We start from the raw sequence: 18,691 nt of genomic DNA, 5'->3' as shown, positions 1-18,691 counted from the left end.
CCCCGGGTCGCGGGTCGCCGCGCGGGTCGCCGTCGCCCACGGCGCCGGACGAGACGGAGGCCCGCAGCGCGGCGGCGAGCTCGCGTCGGGCAGCGGGGACGCGCGCGCTGAACCCCTTCGGCACGCGCAGCTGCCCGACGGTCCGTGCGCCCGTCCCGACGTCCGCGACGGTGAGCCGCCGCACCTGCCGGTCGGTCGTGAGCACCATGGGCCGGGGGCCGTCGAAACCGCCCGCGCCGCCGGGGTCGATGACGACGGCGTGGCCGGAGCGTCGCCCGACGGGGATCTCGAGCACGTCGCCGACGTGCAGGCCCTCGAGCGAGCGGGCGACGTCGGCACGGCGAGCGGCGGCCGCGGCGCGGGACTGGTCGCGCTCGAGCCGGCTGATGTCGCGGCGGATGCGCGCGTACTCGGCGAAGTCGCCGAGGTGGCACCGCATCGCCTCGGCGTACCCGTCGAGCGCCTCGGCGTGCGACTGCGCCTGCCGGGCGAGCCCGACGACGCCGCGGTCCGCCTGGAACTGCGCGAACGACGTCTCGAGGACCTCGCGCGCGCGGTCGCGACCGACCTGCGCGACGAGGTTCACCGCCATGTTGTACGTGGGCCGGAAGCTCGAGCGGAGCGGGTAGAGCCGCTTCGACGCGAGGCCTGCGAGCTGCACCGGGTCGAGGCCCGCGTGCGCGACGACAACGGCGTGCCCCTCGGTGTCGATGCCGCGCCGGCCCGCGCGCCCGGTCAGCTGCGTGTACTCCCCCGGTGTGATGTCGACGTGGCTCGACCCGTCCCACTTGACGAGCTTCTCCAGGACGACGGACCGGGCGGGCATGTTGATGCCCAGCGCGAGCGTCTCCGTCGCGAACACGACCTTGACGAGCCCGCGGGAGAAGAGGTCCTCGACGGTCTCCTTGAACAGCGGCAGCATGCCGGCGTGGTGCGCCGCGACGCCGCGCGTGAGCGCGTCGAGGAGGTCCCAGTACCCGAGCACGTCGAGGTCCTCCGGCGGGACGGCGGCGCACCGCTCCTCGACGATGCGCCGGATCGTCGCCTGCTCGCCCGGGTCGGTGAGGCGCACGCCGGCGGCCAGGCACTGCTGCACGGCCCCCTCGCAGCCCGCGCGGGAGAAGATGAACACGATCGCGGGCAGGAGCTCGTCCTTGTCGAGCGCGTCCACGACCGCGAACCGCGGGGTCGGGCGCCCGAAGACCGACCCTCCCCCGGGCCGGTGACCCCCGCGCCCGCGGAAGCCACGGTCCCCCGGTCCGCGTCGCCCCGGCCCTTCCGAGCGCTCGCCGCGGCGCAGCAGCTGCACCAGGTCCGGGTTGATGGGCGGGTCGACGCCCGGGTCCGTGGGGTCGACGTGCCCCGCGTACAGGTCGAGCAGGTCGCCGCGGACGAGGACGTGCTGGCCGAGCGGCACCGGCCGGTGCTCGCTGACGACGACCTCGGTGTCGCCGCGGACCGTCGCGAGCCAGTCGCCGAACTCCTCGGCGTTCGAGACGGTCGCCGACAGCGACACGAGCTGCACGTCGTCGGGCAGGTGGATGATCACCTCTTCCCAGACGGGCCCGCGGAACCGGTCGGCGAGGTAGTGCACCTCGTCCATCACGACGAACCCGAGCCCGGCGAGGGTCTGCGAGCCCGCGTACAGCATGTTGCGCAGCACCTCGGTCGTCATGACGACGACGGGCGCCTCCCCGTTGATGGTCGTGTCGCCCGTCAGCAGCCCGACCCGCTCAGGGCCGTAGCGGCGCACCAGATCGCCGTACTTCTGGTTCGACAGCGCCTTGATCGGCGTCGTGTAGAACGCCTTGCGGCCCGCCGCGAGGGCCAGGTGCACCGCGAACTCACCCACGACCGTCTTCCCCGCGCCCGTGGGCGCCGCGACGAGGACGCCGCTGCCGCGCTCGAGGGCCGCGCACGCCTCGACCTGGAAGTCGTCGAGAGGGAAGCTCAGCAGCTCGCGGAACTGCGCCAGCTCGCCGCGCTCGGTCTCCGCGCGGCGGCGCGCGGCCGCGTACCGCTCGGCGGGCGACGGCTCGGCCGGCACCGTCGACGAGCCGGGACCGGAGGACGGACGACGCCTGCGTGACACCACAGGCACACCCTAGGCACGCGAGGGCACGTCGCACGCTGCGAACCCCGGGCGCGCCGGGCGCGCTCGCGGACGGGTCAGGCGAGGACGGGTCAGGCGAGGACGGGTCAGGCGAGGACGGGTCAGGCGAGGACGGGTCAGGCGAGGACGGACAGGGCGCCGGGGTCGACCTGCACGCGCAACGGGAGCGGCCCGACCCGCTCACCGTCCGCGAACGCCGCCGGAGGCGCCGCCCCCGTGTCGAGGAGCGGCTCGATGAGCACCGACCGGCTGCGCACGACGGTCACCGCCGGGTGGTGCACGTGCCGGCCCTGGTAGATGCCGGGGAAGATCCGCGTCACCGCCGACCGCGACAGCGGTCCCGCGACGACGACGTCGAGCAGGCCGTCGTCGACGGACGCGTCGGGCGCGATCCGCAGGCCCCCGCCGAACGACGGGACGTTCGCGACGGCGACGAGCGTGCCGGCCGACTCCCACGTCCGGTCGTCGAGCGTCACGCGGTACCCGTAGGGCCGGAACGACGCGAGCTCGGCAGCCAGGGCGCGCACGTAGCGGGCCGAGCCGGCCGGCCACGTCATGGTGTTCGCGCGCGCGTTGACGGCCGCGTCGATGCCGCACGACAGCACGCCGAGGAACCACTCGTGCGCGGAGTGCTCGGGCGTGCCGACGCGCACCGCGTCGATCCGGCGAGGTCCCGCGTCGAGCGCGCGCTCGACGACGTCGACGGCCGCCTCGACGTCGCCGCGCGGCAGCCCGAGCGCCCGGGCGATGTCGTTGCCCGTGCCGGCCGGGACGATCCCGAGCGGCAGCGCGGTGCCCGCGACGACGTTCGCCCCGAGGTGCACCATGCCGTCGCCGCCGACCACGACGAGCGCGTCGAGGCCGTGGACCGCGGCCGCACGCGCCCGGTCGGTGGCCTGCGCGAGCGTCGGCGCGGACAGGTCCTCGACCTTCATGCCGCGCGCCACGAGCAGCTCGTGCACGCGTCGGCCGGCCTGCGCGCCGCGTCCCTTGCCCGCCGTCGGGTTCACGACGACGCCGACGTGCCTCACGTGGCGGCAGGCTCGGCGTCGTCGGGGAACGTGCCGTCGAGACGCGGCAGTCCCGCAGCGACCCGCCGACGGTCGACCCGACGGTCGTGCACCGTGCAGATCACCAGGGCACCCGCGTAGAGCAGGCAGATGGGGATCGCGACCGCGATCATCGTGATCGCATCCGGCGTGGGCGTCATGATCGCGCTGAACGTGAACGCGATCATCACGGCCCACCGCCAGCCCTTGCGCCACGTCGCCGCCGTGCCGAGACCCGCGAAGTTCAGCGCGACCATCACCACGGGCAGCAGGAACGCCAGACCGAAGACGAGCATCACCCGCATGACGAACCCGAGGTACGTCTGCGCGTCGACGAGGTTCGTCGCACCGGACGGCGTGAACTCGATGAGGAGCTGCACGGCGTGCGGCAGCACGTACCAGGCCAGCAGGGCACCGCCCAGGAACAGCGGAACGGCCGCACCGAGGAACCCGAAGGCGTACCCGCGCTCGCGGCGGGTCAGCCCGGGCGTGATGAACGCCCAGAGCTGGTACAGCCACCACGGGCTCGACAGGATGACGCCGAGGAAGATCGTGATCTTGACCCGCATGTCGAAGGGCGCGGCGACGCCCGCGAAGTTCAGGGAGACGAGCCCGTCACGCGTCGATCCGGCGGCCTCCAGCGGCTGCTGGATGGCCTCGAAGACGGGGTCGTAGAAGATCCAGGCGAGCACGGCGCCGAGGACGACGCCGATGGACGCGAGGACGAGGCGCTTCCTCAGCTCGAGGAGGTGGGCCCGCAGCGGCATCCTGCCGCCGGGGTCGCGCCCGCGGCGGGAGCTGCTCACGCGGTCAGACCTTCGGAGGCGTGGTGCCCTCGGTCGGCTCGTCAGGACGCGTGTCGTCGTCCCGCAGGTCCTTGACCTCGGTCTTGAAGATCTTCATCGACTGGCCGACGCTCTTGGCGAGCCCCGGGAGGCGGTTCGCCCCGAACAGCAGCAGGACGACCAGCACCAGCACGATGATGTGCCAGGCGCTCAGGTTTCGGATCACGGGGCTACCTCCGTCGCGGTGCGAGTCCCGCGCATCCTAACCCCGCCGGACCTGTCCGGATGCTCCCTCAGCTCCAGTACGCACGCCACGACTCGCGCGTGCGCCAGTGCCGCTGCTCGCGCGCCGCGCGACGTGCGGTGCGCTCCTCGCGGAGGGCCGCCCGGCGCTCGACCAGCGGACCGCGCGGCGACAGCACCGTCGGCCCCGTGTCGACCCGGTTCTGCTCCGCCAGCGCCTGCAGCTCCGCCAGCCGGTCGGCGAGCTGCCCCCACGTCTCCCCGGCCTTCGCGAGCTCCCGGCCGAGCGCGAGACCCGACCGCCACAGGCGCCGACCCAGGAAGAACGCACCGACAAGCGTGCCCACGACCAGCACCGTCCACACGCTGAACCACAGCACGACGTCAGCCCTCCTCGTCCGCGAGCTGCCCGTACGCGGCCAGCGCGGCACGCGCCGCAGCGGCGACCTCCGTCGCCACCCGCGCGGGCCGCACGTCGAGCACCTCGTCCGCGACCTGCAGCACCAGGTGCCGCAGCCAGGCCGGGCGCAGGACGCGCAGGTCGACCTCGAACGACCCGTCCTCCAGGTTCCGCACCGCCTCCACGGGTGTGCTCTCCGCGACCCAGCGCGCCGAGCTGCGCAGGTGCAACGTCACGAGCTCGCCGTCCGGCCCGGGCTGGAACTCCCCCGCGTCCGGCGCGACCGTGTGGTCCGCCACCGGATCGTCGAGCACCTCGGCCGCCAGGATGCGGTCCACCCGGAACAGACGCTCCCCGTCGACGAGCCGGCACCACGCCAGCAGGTACGAGCGCTCGTCGTCCGTGACCAGCCGCAGCGGGTCCACGTCGCGCTCCGTCGTCACGTCCGACGCGTCCACGTAGCGCAGGTGCAGCCGGCGCCCGTTGCGCAGCGCCGTCGCCACCGCCGTCGCGACGTCCGGCGCCGCGTCGAGCCCCAGCCGCACGTCGAGCGCCGCAGCCGCGTCACCCGCCGCCGTCGTCAGCTTGTCCAGCGCCGACGACAGCACCGCGGCCTGCTCCCGGTCGAGCGCCGGCCGCAGCGACGAGTCCAGCGCCCGCAGCGCCGCGAGCAGCGCCACCGCCTCACGCGCACCCAGCCGCAGCGGACGCGTCATCCCGCGCGACTCCGTCAGCCGCACGACACCCTGCTCGTACGACGCCGCGTCGAAGTCGATCAGGTCGTGCGGGAAGTACCCCGGCGTCCCCGTGACCCACAACGTGTCGATGTCCGACAGCACCTGGTCCGCCGTCACCCCGAACTGCTCCGCGATCTCCTCCACCGGGACGCCGGCGTGCCGGTCCAGGTACGTGATCATCCCGAGCATGCGCAGCAGGCGGTCGCTCGCGCGCTCAGCCATCCGACCCTCCCCCCACGCTCGTCCGGTCCAGCGTCGCCGCCGTCCGCAGCAGGTGCAGCACCGCGTGCCGCACGCTCGGCGGGTCCAGCACCACCACCGCGTCGCCGTACCCCACGAGCTCCTCCGCCAGCTCCCAGTCCAGCCGGAACGGCACGTGCACCACGTCGCGCTGTGCCAGCGCCGCCGCCGCACGCGGATCCGACCACACGTCCGGCGCGTCCACCGGCGCCGGCACCGCACGCGCCCGCGCCGCCCCCGCACGCTCCGGCAGCACCGCGAGCGTCGCCACCCGCTCCGGACGCTCCTCCCACGGGTGCAGCGCCGCCGCCAGCTCCTCCGCAGGCGGCGGCTCGAACGCACCCGGTGCACCCACCAGACGCACCGTCCCCTCGACCCGGCTCAGCCGGTACGAGCGGGCCGCGTCGCGCTCGCGGTCACGGCCCACCAGCAGCCAGCCACCCCGGCGCGCGAGCAGCTTCCACGGCTCGACCGTCCGCTCCCGCACCTCGCCCGTGTTCGCCGCGCGGTACACGAACCGCACGACCTGCCGCGCCTGCACCGCGTCGAGGAGCGGACCGATCGCCCCGCCGCCCGACCGCACGCGCGGCGCGAGCCCCGCCACCAGATCCGTCGACTGCGGCGCCGCACCGACCGCACGCAGCTTCGTCAGCGCCCGCGACGTGTCGGCACGCAGGGACTGGTCCTGCCACAGCTGCGCCGCCATCGCGAGGACACCCAGCTCCCCCGCCGTCAGGTCCAGCGGGGCCAGGGCGTACTGCTCGGCGTCGATCCGGTACCCGATGTCGTCACCGTGACCCGCGTCCGTCACCGTGAGCACCGGGATCCCGAGCTCGCGCAACGTGTCCTTGTCACGCTCGAACATCCGCTCGAACGCGTCGTCCGACGGCGCGTCCTGGTACCCGGCGACGCTGGCGCGCACCTGCTCCTTGGTCATGCGGCCGGACGTGTTCACGAGGGCGATGACGAGGTTGAGCAGGCGCTCTGCGGGCGGGATCGCGGGGGGCATCGGGGACCACGGTAGCCGCCCCGGTACGGTGGGGCCGTGATCACGTGGCGTTCGGGTGTCGTCGTCGCGAGCGGGACGGCCTGGCCGGGCGCACAGGAGCTCACGGTGGCCCTCGACCACCCGGGCACCGGCGCCCTGCCCGACACCGTCAGGGCGCTCGCCTACCCCGCCCTCGTCGGCTCCCCCGCCGTCGGCGACCGGGTCCTGCTCAACGTCTCCGCACTGGCCCGCGGGCTCGGCACCGGCGGCTACGCGCTCGTCGCGGCCCCCGGCGGCAACCTGCCCGCCGACCCGCCACCCGGGCCCGGCCATCTCGTCAAGGCCCGCTACACCCCGCTCCAGGCCATGGTCCTCGGCGTCGACGACCAGGAGTCGCCCCACCACGAGACCCTGCGCGACGCCGACGACCTCGACGGCCTGCCCGTCGTCGTCGCCGACCTCCACTCCGCGCTTCCCGCCGTCGTCGCCGGCGCCCGCTACGCCGCCGCCCGCGCCGGACGCCCCGCACCGACCGTCGCCTACGTCATGACCGACGGCGGCGCCCTCCCCGCCTGGTTCTCCCGCGCCGTCGCCGGCCTGCGCGACGCCGGCTGGATCGACGCGTGCGTCACCACCGGGCAGGCGTTCGGCGGCGACCACGAGGCCGTCACCGTGCACACCGGCCTCCTCGCCGCGCGGCACGTCGTCGGCGCCGACCTCGTCGTCCTCGCCCAGGGCCCCGGCAACCTCGGCACCGGCACCCGCTGGGGCTTCTCCGGCGTCGCCGCCGGCGAGGCGGTCAACGCCGCCGCCGCCCTCCGCGGCCGCCCCGTCGCCTCCCTGCGCGTCAGCGGCGCCGACCCCCGCGAACGACACCTCGGCGTCTCGCACCACTCGCTCACCGCCTACGGACGCGTCGCGCTCGCGGCCGCTGACGTCCCCGTCCCCGTCTTCGACCCCGACCCCGACGGCGGTCTGGACGCTCTCGGACGACGCGTGCGCCACCAGGTCGCCGCGCTCGCCGCACCGCACGGGCGGCACCGGCTGGTCGACGTCGACGCCGGCGCGGACCTGCTCAGCGCGCTCGCGGGCTCACCGGTGCGGCTGTCCACCATGGGCCGCGGGCTCGACGACGACCCCGCGGCGTTCCTCGCGGCGGCCGTCGCCGGCGTCCACGCCGTCGACCTGCTCGACGCCGCGGGCTGACGCCACGGTCCGTCACGGGTCCGCCGGGGCGTCGGAGCCTCAGTCGTCCCTGGTCGTGCGGGTGTGCTCCGCGACGAGCGTCGCGAGCCGGCGGGCGTCCGCGTCGGCGAGCTCGCCGTCGGCGCGCTGGATGCCCATGACGGCGAGCGTGTCACCGTCGGCCAGGTCGAGCTGGACCCAGGGACGACCGTGCCCGAACCGCACCGACACGACCTCGGACCACTCGAGCCGCCGCGTGAGCATGAGGTTGCGGACGGTGAGGCCTCCCTCGTCCGCGCGAGCGCTCACCGTGGCCTGCCGCCAGCAGAACCACGCGATGAGCATGCCGACGAGCGCGAAGCCCGCACGGTCCAGCGGTCCGGCGTTCGGCAGGACCCCGATGATGACGGCGGTGAGCACGAGCACCGCCACGGCCAGCGCGAGCGTCACGAGCCGCGCGAGCCGCGGCCGGAACACCGTCGGGGCGGTCATGGCGACCGTCACAGGCGGCACGCGTGGATCGAGGTCACGAGGATCGCGCGCGCTCCGAGGTCGTAGAGGGCGTCCATGACGCGGTTGGTCTGCGACCGCTGCACCATCGCGCGGACGGCGGCCCACTCACGGTTGTGCAGCGGGGAGACGGTCGGCGACTCGAGGCCGGGCGTGATCGCGACGGCCTGCTCGACGAGCGAGAGCGGGACGTCGTAGTCGATGAGCACGTACTCCCGGGCGGTGAGCACGCCCTGCAGGCGCCGGGTGAGCACGTCGAGGCCCGTCGGCTCGTCCACGCCGGCGCGGCGGACCAGGACGGCCTCCGAGCGCAGGATCGGGTCCCCGAAGATCTCGAGGCCGGCGGCCTTGAGCGTCGTGCCCGTCTCGACGACGTCGGCGATGACGTCCGCGACCCCGAGGCGCGTCGCGGTCTCGACCGCGCCGTCGAGGCGCACGATCCCCGCAGCGCTCACCCCGCGCTCGGCGAGGTACGCGGCGACCAGACCCGGGTAGGAGGTGGCCACGCGGCGCCCCTCGACGTGCGACACGTCGCTCATCTCGCCCACGGGCGCGGCCCAGCGGAACGTCGAGCGCCCGAAGCCGAGCGGGAGGTGCTCGACCGCGGCCGACTCGGAGTCGAGCAGCAGGTCGCGGCCGGTGACGCCGACGTCGACCGTCCCCGCTCCGACGTACACCGCGATGTCGCGCGGGCGCAGGAAGAAGAACTCGACGTCGTTGTCCGGGTCGGGCAGGACGAGCTCGCGGCTGTCGCGGCGCTGGCGGTAGCCGGCCTCGCGGAGCATCTCGGCGGCAGGCTCGGAGAGCGAGCCCTTGTTCGGGACGGCGATCCTCAGCACGGGGGTCCTATCGGGGTGTCGGTGCGGGCGGGGCGGGAGGCTCAGAGGTGCGTGTACACGTCGTCGAGCGTGAGCCCGCGGGCCAGCATGAGCACCTGCAGGTGATACAGCAGCTGGGAGATCTCCTCGGCGGTCCGCTCGTCGCTCTCGTGCTCGGCGGCCATCCACACCTCGGCGGCCTCCTCGACGATCTTCTTGCCGATCGCATGGACGCCGCCGTCGAGCTCGGTCACGGTGCGGGAGCCGGCGGGGCGCGTGGCCGCCTTCTCGGCGAGCTCGGCGAACAGGACGTCGAAGGTCTTCACGTCGGACAAGCCTAGACGGGCGTCCGGGGTGGCCTGTCGCGCGTCCGCCAGTCAGGCGTCGCCCCCTCCCTCCTGGGCCTGCCGCAGACCGCGGTGAGCGTGGAGCGCGTCGGTCGCAGCGGGCATCTCGGGTGCGAGAAGCGCAATGGCCTGTTATCGCGCATTCCGGACACACGGGGATCGTCGCGCCTCGCTTTGCCGCCCAACGCCCCGCCGGCCCACCTTGCCGGAGGCCGCGTTGCCCGCGGGATGCGCGATCGGCACGCCCCGGAGCAGGGCCTCCTCCCCGCCGTCCGGCGGTTGTGGCTCAGGCGGCGACCTCGCTCCGCTCCCCCGCCGGCACGGCGGGCTCCTCGCCCCGAGCGCGCAGCCACACGGTGAAGCCGTAGATCACGACACCCGCGTAGACGACGTAGAGGACCGCCGACGGGTAGTACCCCGCCGAGACGAGCAGCGGGACTCCGACGACGTCGACGGCGATCCAGATGAGCCAGAACTCGATCCAGCCCCGCGCCATGCCGTACGTGGCGAGCAGCGAGCCGACGAAGATCCACGCGTCGGCCCACGGGCCCCACGAGCCGAGCGCCGAGAACAGCGCCGCGAACCCGACGGTGCCGACGACGGCGACGCTTCCGATGAGGACCCACCCGCGCGGCCCGGCCCACCGCGGCACGACGGCCGGGGTGTCGGCGGGTGCGCCGTGGTCGAGTGCCGCGCGCTGCGTCTGCCGCCAGCGCACCCACCCGTACACGGACACGGCCACGAAGAAGACCTGCCGCCCCGCCTGGCCGTACAGGTCGGTCTGCTGCGGGGTGTGGAACACGCCGCCGAGGAAGACGGTGAAGAGCAGGACGTTGCCGACGATGCCGACCGGCCACGCCCAGACGCGACGGCGCAGGCCGCCGACGGCGGACGCGAGGCCGAACAGGTTGCCGACGATCTCGCGCCAGAGGACGTCGTGCCCGGCGATCGTGAGGGTCGCGTCGAACAGCCAGCCGAGCGGTCCCACGTCACAGACCCCGCAGCGCGACGACCGTGGCGACGGCGGCCTCGGCGGCCTCGGCGCCCTTGTCCTCGTGCGAGCCCTCGAGGCCCGCGCGGTCGAGCGCCTGCTGCTCCTCGTCGCAGGTGAGGACGCCGAAGCCGACGGGCACGCCCGTGCGGACGGCGACGTCGGTGAGCCCGAGCGTCGCGCCCTGGCAGACGTACTCGAAGTGCGGGGTGCCGCCGCGGATGACGACGCCGAGCGCGACGACCGCGTCCGACGTGCGCGCGGCGACGGCGGCCGCGACGGGCAGCTCGAAGGTGCCGGGCACGCGGACGACACGGACGTCCGTGACGTGTGCGGCGGCGAGTGCGCGGCGGGCGCCGTCGAGCAGGCCGTCCATCACGGTCGTGTGCCAGCTCGCGGCGACGACGGTGACGCGCAGGCCGGTGCCGTCGACGGTCAGGGTGGGTGCTCCGGCACCGCTCATGCCAGGTCCTCCAGGTTCTCGAACGCGTGGTCGGTGGTGTCGGCGCCAGGCGTCGCGGGGGCCGCGAGCACGGGGCGGACGGGGATCGGGTCGCGCTGCGCGCCGGTCGGCAGGTGCAGCAGGTGCCCCATCGACGTGGCCTTGGTGCGCAGGTACGCCTCGTTCTGCGGGGTGCGGCCGACCTCGAGCCCGCGGACCTCCGCGACGTCGATGCCGTGCGCCCGCAGACCGGCGACCTTGGCGGGGTTGTTCGTCAGCAGGCTCACGCGGCGCACGCCGAGGTCGGCGAGGATCGCCGCAGCCGCCCCGTACTCGCGCCGGTCGGCAGGCCACCCGAGGTCGAGGTTCGCCTCGACGGTGTCGCGCCCCTCGTCCTGCAGCGCGTACGCGGCGACCTTCGCGAGCAGGCCGATCCCCCGGCCCTCGTGCCCCCGCAGGTAGACGACGGCACCGCCCTGCTCGGCGGCGAGCTCGAGCGCGGCGTCGAGCTGCGGCCCGCAGTCGCACCGCGCGGACCCGAACGCGTCGCCCGTGAGGCACTCGGAGTGCACGCGCACGACCGGCGTGGCGGCGAGCCCGCGCGTCGGCACGAGCGCGACGTGCTCGTCGCCCGTCCGCAGGTCGCGGTAGCCGTGGATGCGGAAGTCGCCGTGCCGCGTGGGCAGGTACGCGGTGTGCGTGGCGTGCACGCGGTCGCGCAGCGGAGCGGCCGCGGGGTCGACGGGCTCGACGTCGTCGTGCGCGGTGCGCCACGCGACGATGTCCTCGATGGTGAGCAGCACGAGACCCTCGGCCTGCGCGAGCGCCGACGCGTCGGGCAGACGGGTCATCGAGCCGTCGTCGTTCACGAGCTCGGCGATCGCGCCGACGGGCTCCAGGCCGGCGAGGCGGCACAGGTCGACGGCGGCCTCGGTGTGGCCCGCGCGGTGCAGGACGCCGCCGGGGACCGCGCGCAGCGGCAGGACGTGCCCCGGACGGATGAGGTCCTCGTGACCCGAGGCCGGGTCGGCGAGGACGCGCAGCGTGCGCGCGCGGTCGGACGCGGAGATGCCGGTCGTCACGCCGGTCGCGGCGTCGACGGTGACCGTGTAGGCGGTGCGTCGCGGGTCCTGGCTGTGCGGGACCATGAGCGGCAGGTCGAGCGCGTCGGCGCGCGCCGCGGGCATGGGCGCGCACAGGTACCCCGACGAGTGGCGGATGGTCCAGGCGACCCACTCGGGGGTCGCGGACTGCGCGGCGAGGATGACGTCGGCCTCGTTCTCGCGGTCGGGCGAGTCGGCGACGAGCACCGGCCGGCCGGCGCGCAGCGCGTCGAGCGCGTCCTCGACCGTGCCGAGCCGCACGTCGCTCACCGGGCGGTCCCCGCGCTGCCGGCGGTGGCGAGCAGGCGCTCGGTGTACTTGGCGAGCACGTCGACCTCGAGGTTGACGCGCGCACCGGGCGCGAGCGAGCCGAGCGTCGTGACCGCGAGCGTCGTCGGGATGAGCGAGACGCCGAAGGAGTCGTCGCCGACGCGCGTGACGGTGAGCGATACCCCGGACACCGTGATGGACCCCTTCTCCGCGACGTACCGCGCGAGCGCCGGATCGAGGCCGATCTCGACCTCGTCCCAGCGCGGGCCGGGCGTGCGCGACAGCACGGTGCCGACCCCGTCGACGTGGCCCTGCACGACGTGCCCGCCGTAGCGGCCGCCGACCGCGAGGGCGCGCTCGAGGTTGACGCGCCCGCCGGTGCCGAGTTCGCCGAGCGCGGTGCGGCGCAGCGTCTCGGGCATGACGTCGGCGGTGAACGTGCCGTCGCCGGGGAGGTCGGTGACGGTCAGGCAGACGCCGCTGACGGCGATCGAGTCGCCGGGTCGGGCGTCGGACGTGACGAGCGGGCCGCGGACGCGCAGGCGGGCGTCGGTGACGACCCCGTTCGCGTCGGTGCCGGGCTCGACGGCCTCGACGGTGCCGATCTCCTCGACGATGCCGGTGAACATTCAGTCCTCCTGGGTGGGCTGCGGGGTCGGGGTGGCGTGCGCGAGCTCGGGGGTGGCGACGACGAGGACGTCGGGGCCGAGCGGCAGCACGCTGCGAGTCGTGAGGCGGACGGCGTCGCCGATCGTGGTGACGCCGAGGTCGGCGACGGCTGCGGGCCCGGCACCGAGCAGGACGGGGGCGACGTAGGCGTGGACCTCGTCGACGAGCCCGGCGCGCAGGAACGCGGCGGCGAGGGTCGGGCCGCCCTCGACGAGGAGGTGGCGGACCTCGCGGTCGCCGAGGATGCGGAGGACCTCGGCGGGGTCGTGGGTGCGGGCGTGGACGAGCTCGCCGCCGGGGCCGTGGAGGCGGGCGTCGGCGGGGACGTCGCGGTGGCCGACGACGACGCGCAGGGGCTGGTCGGTGTGGAGCTCGCCGGCGGCGTTGCGCGCGGTGAGGGCGGGGTCGTCGGTGAGGACGGTGCCGGTGCCGACGGCGATCGCGTCGACCTCGGCGCGCAGGTCGTGCGCGTGGTGGCGCGCGACGTCGGACGTGATCCAGCGGCTCGTGCCGTCGGCGGCGGCGACGCGCCCGTCGAGGGTCGTGGCGATCTTGAGGGTGACGAAGGGACGGCCGCGCTCGACGGAGGCCAGCCACGTGCCGAGCAGCGTGCGGCCCTCGTCCTCGAGGACGCCGGTGAGGACGTCGACGCCCGCCTTCCGCAGCCGGTCGGCGCCGCCCGCGGCGACGGGGTTGGGGTCGGGGACGGCGACGACGACGCGCCGGACGCCGGCGGCGAGCAGCGCCTCGGTGCACGGTCCGGTGCGGCCGGTGTGGTTGCACGGTTCGAGGGTCACGACGGCGGTGGCGCCGGTCGTGCCGGCTCCGCGGCGTGCGGCGTCGGCGAGGGCGGCGACCTCGGCGTGCGGGGTGCCGGCGCCGGCGTGCCAGCCCTCCCCCAGGACGGTGCCGTCGGGGCCGAGGAGGACGCACCCGACGCGCGGGTTGGGGCCGTGGCGGGGTCCGCGCCGGGCCAGCAGGAGCGCGTCGCGCAGTGCGGCGATCTCGACGGGTGCGGCGGCCTGCGTGGGTGCCGTTCCGGGGCCGGCGGGCGTGGTGGGGGCACCGGTCGCCGTGCTCGTCATGGTCCACCTCCGGGCGCCGTCGAGCCCCGGGGTCGCGCAGGAGGGTGAGTCCTGCCACGGGACGACGCCGAGCGTCGCCCCGCCACGTACTTCCTCCCATCCGGACTTTCACCGTCGGTCCTGGAGTTCCACCAGGTCAACCGCCCGGTCCTGAGGACCGTGCGGGTCGCGGACTGTCACCGCCGGCTCGGAATTACACCGACCCCGGAGCACGTGTTCGTGTTCTGCACTGCGCCAACGATCTTGCCACACGGGGAATTCCCGACCAGCGCGCGTGGGCGGCCGTCTCATCCTCCGGGACGGCAGGTCCACGAACCGGACGCCGTGGCCGGAGGCGACCGCCGTCCGCCGGTCGGGACGTGCCGGGACGTGCGTCAGGGCGTGCGTCAGGCCGCGTCGGCGAGCGCGCGGAGCGCGGCGATCTCGCCGGCGACGTCGTCCGCGCCGTACACGGCGGAGCCGGCCACGAACACGTTCGCACCCGCCTCGGCGATGCGCGCGATCGTGTCGCGCGACACTCCCCCGTCGACCTGCACCCAGGTGTCGAGGCCGGCGGCGTCGATCGCGGCACGCGTCCGCCGGATCTTGGGCAGCGTCCCCTCGATGAACGACTGGCCGCCGAAGCCCGGCTCGACCGTCATGACCAGCACCATGTCGACCTCGGCGAGCAGGTCGAGGAACGGCTCGACCGGCGACGCGGGACGCAGCGCGACCGCCGCACGGACCCCGCCGGCGCGCAGCTCGCGCGCGAGCCGCACGGGCGCCTGCGCGGCCTCGGCGTGGAACGTCACGGACGCCGCGCCGGCCGCCGCGTACTCGGGGGCCCAACGGTCGGCGTCCTCGATCATGAGGTGGACGTCGAGCGGGACCGGCGACACCTCCGCGATGCGGCGCACGACCGGCAGCCCCAGCGTGAGGTTCGGCACGAAGTGGTTGTCCATGACGTCGACGTGCGCGAAGTCCGCCGTCGCGATCGCCGCGAGGTCGCGCTCGAGGTTCGCGAAGTCGGCGGACAGGATGCTCGGGTTGATGAGGGCGGGCACGCCGTCAGCGTAGCCAGCCGTGGCGTCGCCCGCCGCGCCGGTCCGGCAGGCCTGCCGTCGTCGACGCGGGCGCGTCAGGACGTGCGGCGCAGCAGCGTGAGGTGCATCGCGTCGGTCCCGTGCACGTGCGGCCACAGCTGCACGTGCGAGCGGTCGGTGAGCTCGACCTCGCGCCGCGCGACGCCCTGCACGACGGCGGCGGTGTCGAGCCGCTCGACGTCGATGCCGGCCTTCGCCGCGGCCCGCAGCGCGTCCTTCACGACCAGCCGCGTCTCGGCGAGGTGCGGCGAGCACGTGACGTACGCGACGACACCGCCGACGCGGACCGCGCGCAGCGCCGAGCCGAGCAGGTCGCGCTGCAGGCCGGTCAGTGCCGTGAGGTCCGCGGGGGTTCGTCGCCACCGCGACTCGGGCCGACGCCGCAGCGCGCCGAGGCCCGTGCACGGCGCGTCCACCATCACGCGGTCGAACGCGCCGGGCTCGTCGTCGCCCAGCACGCGACCGTCGCCGGTCCGGACGACCTCGACAGCACCCGGCGGGACCGCCCGCAAGGACTGCCGGACGAGCCTGGCCCGGTGCGGCTGCACCTCGTTCGCGACGAGCCGCGCGCCCCGGCCGGCCGCCTCCGCGGCGAGCAGCGCCGCCTTGCCGCCGGGACCCGCGCACAGGTCGAGCCACCGCTCGTCACGGCCCTCGAGCGGCGCGGCCGCGAGCGCGAGTGCGACGAGCTGGCTGCCGTCGTCCTGCACGCCGGCACGCCCGTCACGCACCGCGGGGACGGACGCCGGGTCGCCGCCCGCGAGCACGACGGCGGTCGGGGACAGCGGTCCCGGGCTGTCCGCGGTCGCGCCGAGCTCGTCGGCGTCGGAGAGGCCGGGGCGGGCGACGAGGGTGACGAGCGGTGCGGTGTTGTCGGCGTCGAGGAGCGCGCCGAGCTCGTCGACCGGGCGCGCGTCACCGGCGAGCGCCTCGCGCAGCGCGCGGGCGACCCACAGGGGGTGGCTGCCGACGACCGCGAGGCGCGCGACGGGGTCCTCGCCGGCGGCGTCGGCGATGCGCTGCTCCCAGGTGTCCCACGGCTCGCGGGACACGGCCCGCAGGACGGCGTTGACGAACTGCGCGGGTCCGGCGCCGAGCGCGTCGCGGGCGAGCCCGACGGTCTCGGAGACGGCGGCGTGCGGGGGGACGCGCATGCCGAGCAGCTGGTGCGCGCCGAGCCGCAGGACGTCGAGCGCGGGCGCGTGGATCTGGTCGGTGGTGCGGGACGCGGCGATCTCGAGGATCGCGTCGTAGCGGCCGCGCAGCCGCAGCGTGCCGTACGCGAGCTCGGTCGCGAACGCGGCGTCGCGGCCGGTCAGCCCGCGCTCGCGCAGGAGCGGCGGGAGGACGAGGTTGGCGTACGCGTCGCTCTCGGCGACGGTCCGCAGCACGTCGTACGCGACGCGCCGGGCGGGGTCGGTGCTGCGCCGACGCTGGGAGGGTGCCGCGGTGGTGCGGGTCGAGCGGCCCTCGCGGCGGGCGGCGCCGCGCTGGCGTCCCTGGGCGTCGCGACGATCGCCGTCGTCCCGCGGCCCGCGACGCGTGCGTCCGCCGTCGCCGTCGGGGCGGTCGGCCGGGCTCACGCGGCACTCTCCGCGCCGAGAAGGGTGCCGTCCGCCGGCCGGGCGCCGCGCGCCCAGTCGGCGGCTTCCATGGGCCGCTTGCCGGGCGGCGTGACGAGGCCGAGGCGCACCGCACCGCCGCCCGTGCCGACGAGCACCTCGCGCTTGGTGGCGCGCAGCTCGCCGGGGCGCAGGTCGTGCACGTCGGGCAGCGGTGTGACGGGTCCGATCCCGAGCCGCGCGCCGTCGGGGAGCGTCGTCCAGGCACCGGGTGCGGGCGTGCAGCCGCGGATGCGGCGGTCGACGGCGTGCACGGGGTGCGTCCAGCGGACGCGGGCGTCGTCGACCTCGATCTTGGGGGCGTGGCTCACGCCGTCGGCGGGCTGCGGGACGGGGCTGAGGATGCCGTCCTCGATCGCGTCGAGCGTGCGCACGAGCAGGCCCGCGCCGGCGTGGGCGAGGCGGTCGAGGAGGTCGCCGGCGGTGTCGCGGGGACGCACGGTCTCGGTGAGCGTGCCGAACACGGGGCCGGTGTCGAGGCCCTGCTCGATCCGGAAGGTGGTCGCGCCGGTGACCTCGTCGCCTGCGATGAGGGCGTGCTGGACGGGTGCGGCGCCGCGCCACGCGGGCAGGACGGAGAAGTGCAGGTTGACCCAGCCGTGGGTCGGCACGTCGAGGACGCTCGCGGGCAGGATCGCGCCGTACGCGACGACGGGCGCGGCGTCGACGGCAAGCTCCGTGAGCCGCGCGACGAAGTCCTCGTCGCGGGGCCGCTGCGGGGTGAGGACCTCGACACCCGCGTCGAGCGCGCGCTCCTTGACGGGGCTGGGGTGCAGCGTGCGGCCGCGGCCCGAGCGGGCGTCGGGCCGGGTGAGGACGGCGGCCACCTCGTGGCGGGACGCGAGGAGCGCCTCGAGCGACGGCACCGCGGCCGCGGGGGTTCCGGCGAAGAGCAGTCGCATGCGACCGATCCTAGGTGGCGTCGGCGTCGGCCCCCGCGCCGAGCAGGCCGCGCGCGACGAGGTCGCCGCGCAGCGCGGTCGCGTCGGTGAAGACGATCCCGTCGAAGCCGACCTCGCGCGCCGCGGTCACGTTGGCCGGCGAGTCGTCGACGAACACCGCGTCGGCGGGGTCGACGCCGAACCGCTGCGCGAGCAGCCGGAAGATGGCCGGGTCGGGCTTGGCGAGCCCCACCTCGCCCGACACGAGCACGTCCTCGAGCAGGCCGATCGCCGGTGCCGCGGGTGCGGCGTGGTGGAACGTCTCCGCGGACCAGTTGGTCAGGCCGAGGAGGCGCACGCCCGCGGCGGCCAGGTCACGGACGATGTCGGCACTGCCGGGGACGGGTCCGGCGAGGGTGTCGGCGAAGTGCCGCACGTAGAGGTCGAGCGCGTCGACGTGCTGCGGGTGCGTCGCGCGCACGGCCTCGCGCGCCTCGGCCCAGGGCCGGCCCGCGTCCTGCCGGTGGTTGAGCGCCGCGAAGTCCACGTCGGCGAAGAACCGGTCGACGTCGGCCCGCGCCATGCGCCCGGCGTACGCCCCGTACGGGTCCCACCGCACGAGGACGTTGCCGAGGTCGAGCACGACGACGTTCACAGCAGGTCCGCCGGGTCGAGCTGGACGCGCAGCGTGCCGCCCTCGCGTCGTGCGCTGCGGGTCGCGAGCGACGCCGCCATGGACCGCGCGAGGGCCGCACCCCGGGCGCGCGGGACGCGCACGAGCGCACGCACGTCGGGCTCGAGGGCGGTCGTCGGGCCGCGACCGGGTGCGGCCGGCGCGGGGACGGGTCCGAGCACGTCGACGTCGTCGAGGTCGATGCGTCCGACGACGGCCTCGACGGCGTCGCGCGGGCCGGTGACGGCGGCGACGCGGACCGCGGGCGGCAGCCCGAGCTCGACCCGCTCCTGCGCCTCCCGCTCGGCCAGCCCCGCGGGGTCCCAGCGGACGAGCGCCTGCGTGGGCCGCTCGGGCGCGTCGCCGACGAGGAGGACGGCACCGCCCTCGGCGGACGGCCGGACGAGCGCGGCGGCGGTGAGCCAGCGCCGCAGGGCCGCGACCGTGCTGCCCAGACC

At 75.6% G+C, this 18,691-nt stretch carries 20 protein-coding genes, 1 pseudogene and 1 riboswitch; of the genes and pseudogenes, 1 reads left to right on the top strand and 20 read right to left on the bottom strand.

The window, feature by feature from the left end:
• From CTKZ_RS10045 to CTKZ_RS10010, 7 genes are all read right to left on the bottom strand, one after another.
• The coding region (locus CTKZ_RS10045) for a DEAD/DEAH box helicase (RefSeq protein WP_235843428.1) at positions 1 to 2,092 on the bottom strand (2,092 nt) is incomplete at its 3' end.
• 137 nt (positions 2,093 to 2,229) lie between these two features.
• Entirely contained in the window at positions 2,230 to 3,144 is a 915-nt protein-coding gene (locus CTKZ_RS10035; protein WP_124342822.1) for a diacylglycerol/lipid kinase family protein, read from the bottom strand.
• Positions 3,141 to 3,929 carry a twin-arginine translocase subunit TatC gene (gene tatC, locus CTKZ_RS10030; RefSeq protein WP_124342823.1) on the bottom strand — a complete coding sequence of 263 codons (789 nt, stop codon included), beginning with the start codon at positions 3,927 to 3,929 and terminating at the stop codon, positions 3,141 to 3,143. The genes CTKZ_RS10035 and tatC overlap by 4 nt, the downstream gene beginning before the upstream one ends.
• 43 nt (positions 3,930 to 3,972) lie before the next feature.
• Positions 3,973 to 4,173 carry a Sec-independent protein translocase subunit TatA gene (gene tatA / locus CTKZ_RS10025; protein ID WP_124342821.1) on the bottom strand — a complete coding sequence of 67 codons (201 nt, stop codon included), beginning with the start codon at positions 4,171 to 4,173 and terminating at the stop codon, positions 3,973 to 3,975.
• Positions 4,174 to 4,240: 67 nt separating this feature from the next.
• Positions 4,241 to 4,570, bottom strand: a complete 330-nt coding sequence (locus CTKZ_RS10020; protein ID WP_124342820.1) for a hypothetical protein — start codon at positions 4,568 to 4,570, stop codon at positions 4,241 to 4,243.
• 4 nt (positions 4,571 to 4,574) lie between these two features.
• Positions 4,575 to 5,549, bottom strand: coding sequence for a helix-turn-helix transcriptional regulator (locus CTKZ_RS10015; RefSeq protein ID WP_124342819.1), 975 nt, complete (start codon positions 5,547 to 5,549; stop codon positions 4,575 to 4,577).
• A complete protein-coding gene (locus CTKZ_RS10010) occupies positions 5,542 to 6,576 on the bottom strand; it encodes a helix-turn-helix transcriptional regulator (RefSeq protein ID WP_124342818.1) in 1,035 nt (344 codons plus the stop codon). The genes CTKZ_RS10015 and CTKZ_RS10010 overlap by 8 nt, the downstream gene beginning before the upstream one ends.
• Positions 6,577 to 6,612: 36 nt before the next feature.
• Here CTKZ_RS10010 and CTKZ_RS10005 point away from each other — a divergent pair, with 36 nt between their 5' ends.
• A complete protein-coding gene (locus CTKZ_RS10005; protein ID WP_124342817.1) occupies positions 6,613 to 7,761 on the top strand; it encodes a DUF3866 family protein in 1,149 nt (382 codons plus the stop codon).
• A gap of 39 nt (positions 7,762 to 7,800) precedes the next feature.
• Here the strand turns inward: CTKZ_RS10005 and CTKZ_RS10000 are convergent, their stop codons facing one another.
• From CTKZ_RS10000 to CTKZ_RS09940, 13 genes and pseudogenes are all read right to left on the bottom strand, one after another.
• Positions 7,801 to 8,232 carry a PH domain-containing protein gene (locus tag CTKZ_RS10000; protein ID WP_124342816.1) on the bottom strand — a complete coding sequence of 144 codons (432 nt, stop codon included), beginning with the start codon at positions 8,230 to 8,232 and terminating at the stop codon, positions 7,801 to 7,803.
• A gap of 8 nt (positions 8,233 to 8,240) precedes the next feature.
• The gene (gene hisG / locus CTKZ_RS09995) at positions 8,241 to 9,089 is read right to left on the bottom strand and encodes an ATP phosphoribosyltransferase (protein WP_124342815.1); all 849 of its coding nucleotides are present in this window, start codon (positions 9,087 to 9,089) and stop codon (positions 8,241 to 8,243) included.
• A gap of 41 nt (positions 9,090 to 9,130) precedes the next feature.
• Positions 9,131 to 9,394 carry a phosphoribosyl-ATP diphosphatase gene (locus tag CTKZ_RS09990; RefSeq protein ID WP_124342814.1) on the bottom strand — a complete coding sequence of 88 codons (264 nt, stop codon included), beginning with the start codon at positions 9,392 to 9,394 and terminating at the stop codon, positions 9,131 to 9,133.
• 307 nt (positions 9,395 to 9,701) lie between these two features.
• Positions 9,702 to 10,403 (bottom strand): nicotinamide riboside transporter PnuC, encoded by a 702-nt coding sequence (pnuC, locus tag CTKZ_RS09985; protein ID WP_124342813.1) that lies wholly within the window; start codon positions 10,401 to 10,403, stop codon positions 9,702 to 9,704.
• A gap of 1 nt (position 10,404) precedes the next feature.
• A complete protein-coding gene (gene ribH, locus CTKZ_RS09980; protein ID WP_124342812.1) occupies positions 10,405 to 10,869 on the bottom strand; it encodes a 6,7-dimethyl-8-ribityllumazine synthase in 465 nt (154 codons plus the stop codon).
• On the bottom strand, positions 10,866 to 12,221 hold the full coding sequence (gene ribB, locus CTKZ_RS09975) for a 3,4-dihydroxy-2-butanone-4-phosphate synthase (RefSeq protein ID WP_124342811.1): 1,356 nt from the start codon (positions 12,219 to 12,221) through the stop codon (positions 10,866 to 10,868). Before ribB ends, ribH begins: the two co-directional genes overlap by 4 nt.
• Positions 12,218 to 12,850 carry a riboflavin synthase gene (locus tag CTKZ_RS09970; RefSeq protein WP_124342810.1) on the bottom strand — a complete coding sequence of 211 codons (633 nt, stop codon included), beginning with the start codon at positions 12,848 to 12,850 and terminating at the stop codon, positions 12,218 to 12,220. Before CTKZ_RS09970 ends, ribB begins: the two co-directional genes overlap by 4 nt.
• Positions 12,851 to 13,975, bottom strand: a complete 1,125-nt coding sequence (gene ribD, locus CTKZ_RS09965; RefSeq protein WP_124342809.1) for a bifunctional diaminohydroxyphosphoribosylaminopyrimidine deaminase/5-amino-6-(5-phosphoribosylamino)uracil reductase RibD — start codon at positions 13,973 to 13,975, stop codon at positions 12,851 to 12,853.
• Between the two features lie 82 nt (positions 13,976 to 14,057).
• Positions 14,058 to 14,192: riboswitch (FMN riboswitch) on the bottom strand.
• Positions 14,193 to 14,361: 169 nt separating this feature from the next.
• Positions 14,362 to 15,018, bottom strand: a complete 657-nt coding sequence (gene rpe / locus CTKZ_RS09960; protein WP_124342808.1) for a ribulose-phosphate 3-epimerase — start codon at positions 15,016 to 15,018, stop codon at positions 14,362 to 14,364.
• A gap of 74 nt (positions 15,019 to 15,092) precedes the next feature.
• Positions 15,093 to 16,640, bottom strand: coding sequence for an RsmB/NOP family class I SAM-dependent RNA methyltransferase (locus CTKZ_RS09955; protein ID WP_124342807.1), 1,548 nt, complete (start codon positions 16,638 to 16,640; stop codon positions 15,093 to 15,095).
• A complete protein-coding gene (gene fmt / locus CTKZ_RS09950; protein ID WP_124342806.1) occupies positions 16,637 to 17,581 on the bottom strand; it encodes a methionyl-tRNA formyltransferase in 945 nt (314 codons plus the stop codon). Before fmt ends, CTKZ_RS09955 begins: the two co-directional genes overlap by 4 nt.
• A 10-nt stretch (positions 17,582 to 17,591) precedes the next feature.
• A complete protein-coding gene (locus tag CTKZ_RS09945; protein WP_124342805.1) occupies positions 17,592 to 18,215 on the bottom strand; it encodes an HAD family hydrolase in 624 nt (207 codons plus the stop codon).
• Positions 18,212 to 18,691: pseudogene (locus tag CTKZ_RS09940) on the bottom strand (primosomal protein N'); the annotation flags it as partial. The gene CTKZ_RS09945 and the pseudogene CTKZ_RS09940, both read right to left, overlap by 4 nt.

The sequence above is a fragment of the Cellulomonas algicola genome (assembly GCF_003851725.1).
Classification (GTDB): Bacteria; Actinomycetota; Actinomycetes; order Actinomycetales; family Cellulomonadaceae; genus Cellulomonas; species Cellulomonas algicola.
The sequence above is the reverse complement of the archived record's forward strand: the minus strand, read 5'-3'. Positions and strand labels throughout refer to the sequence as shown.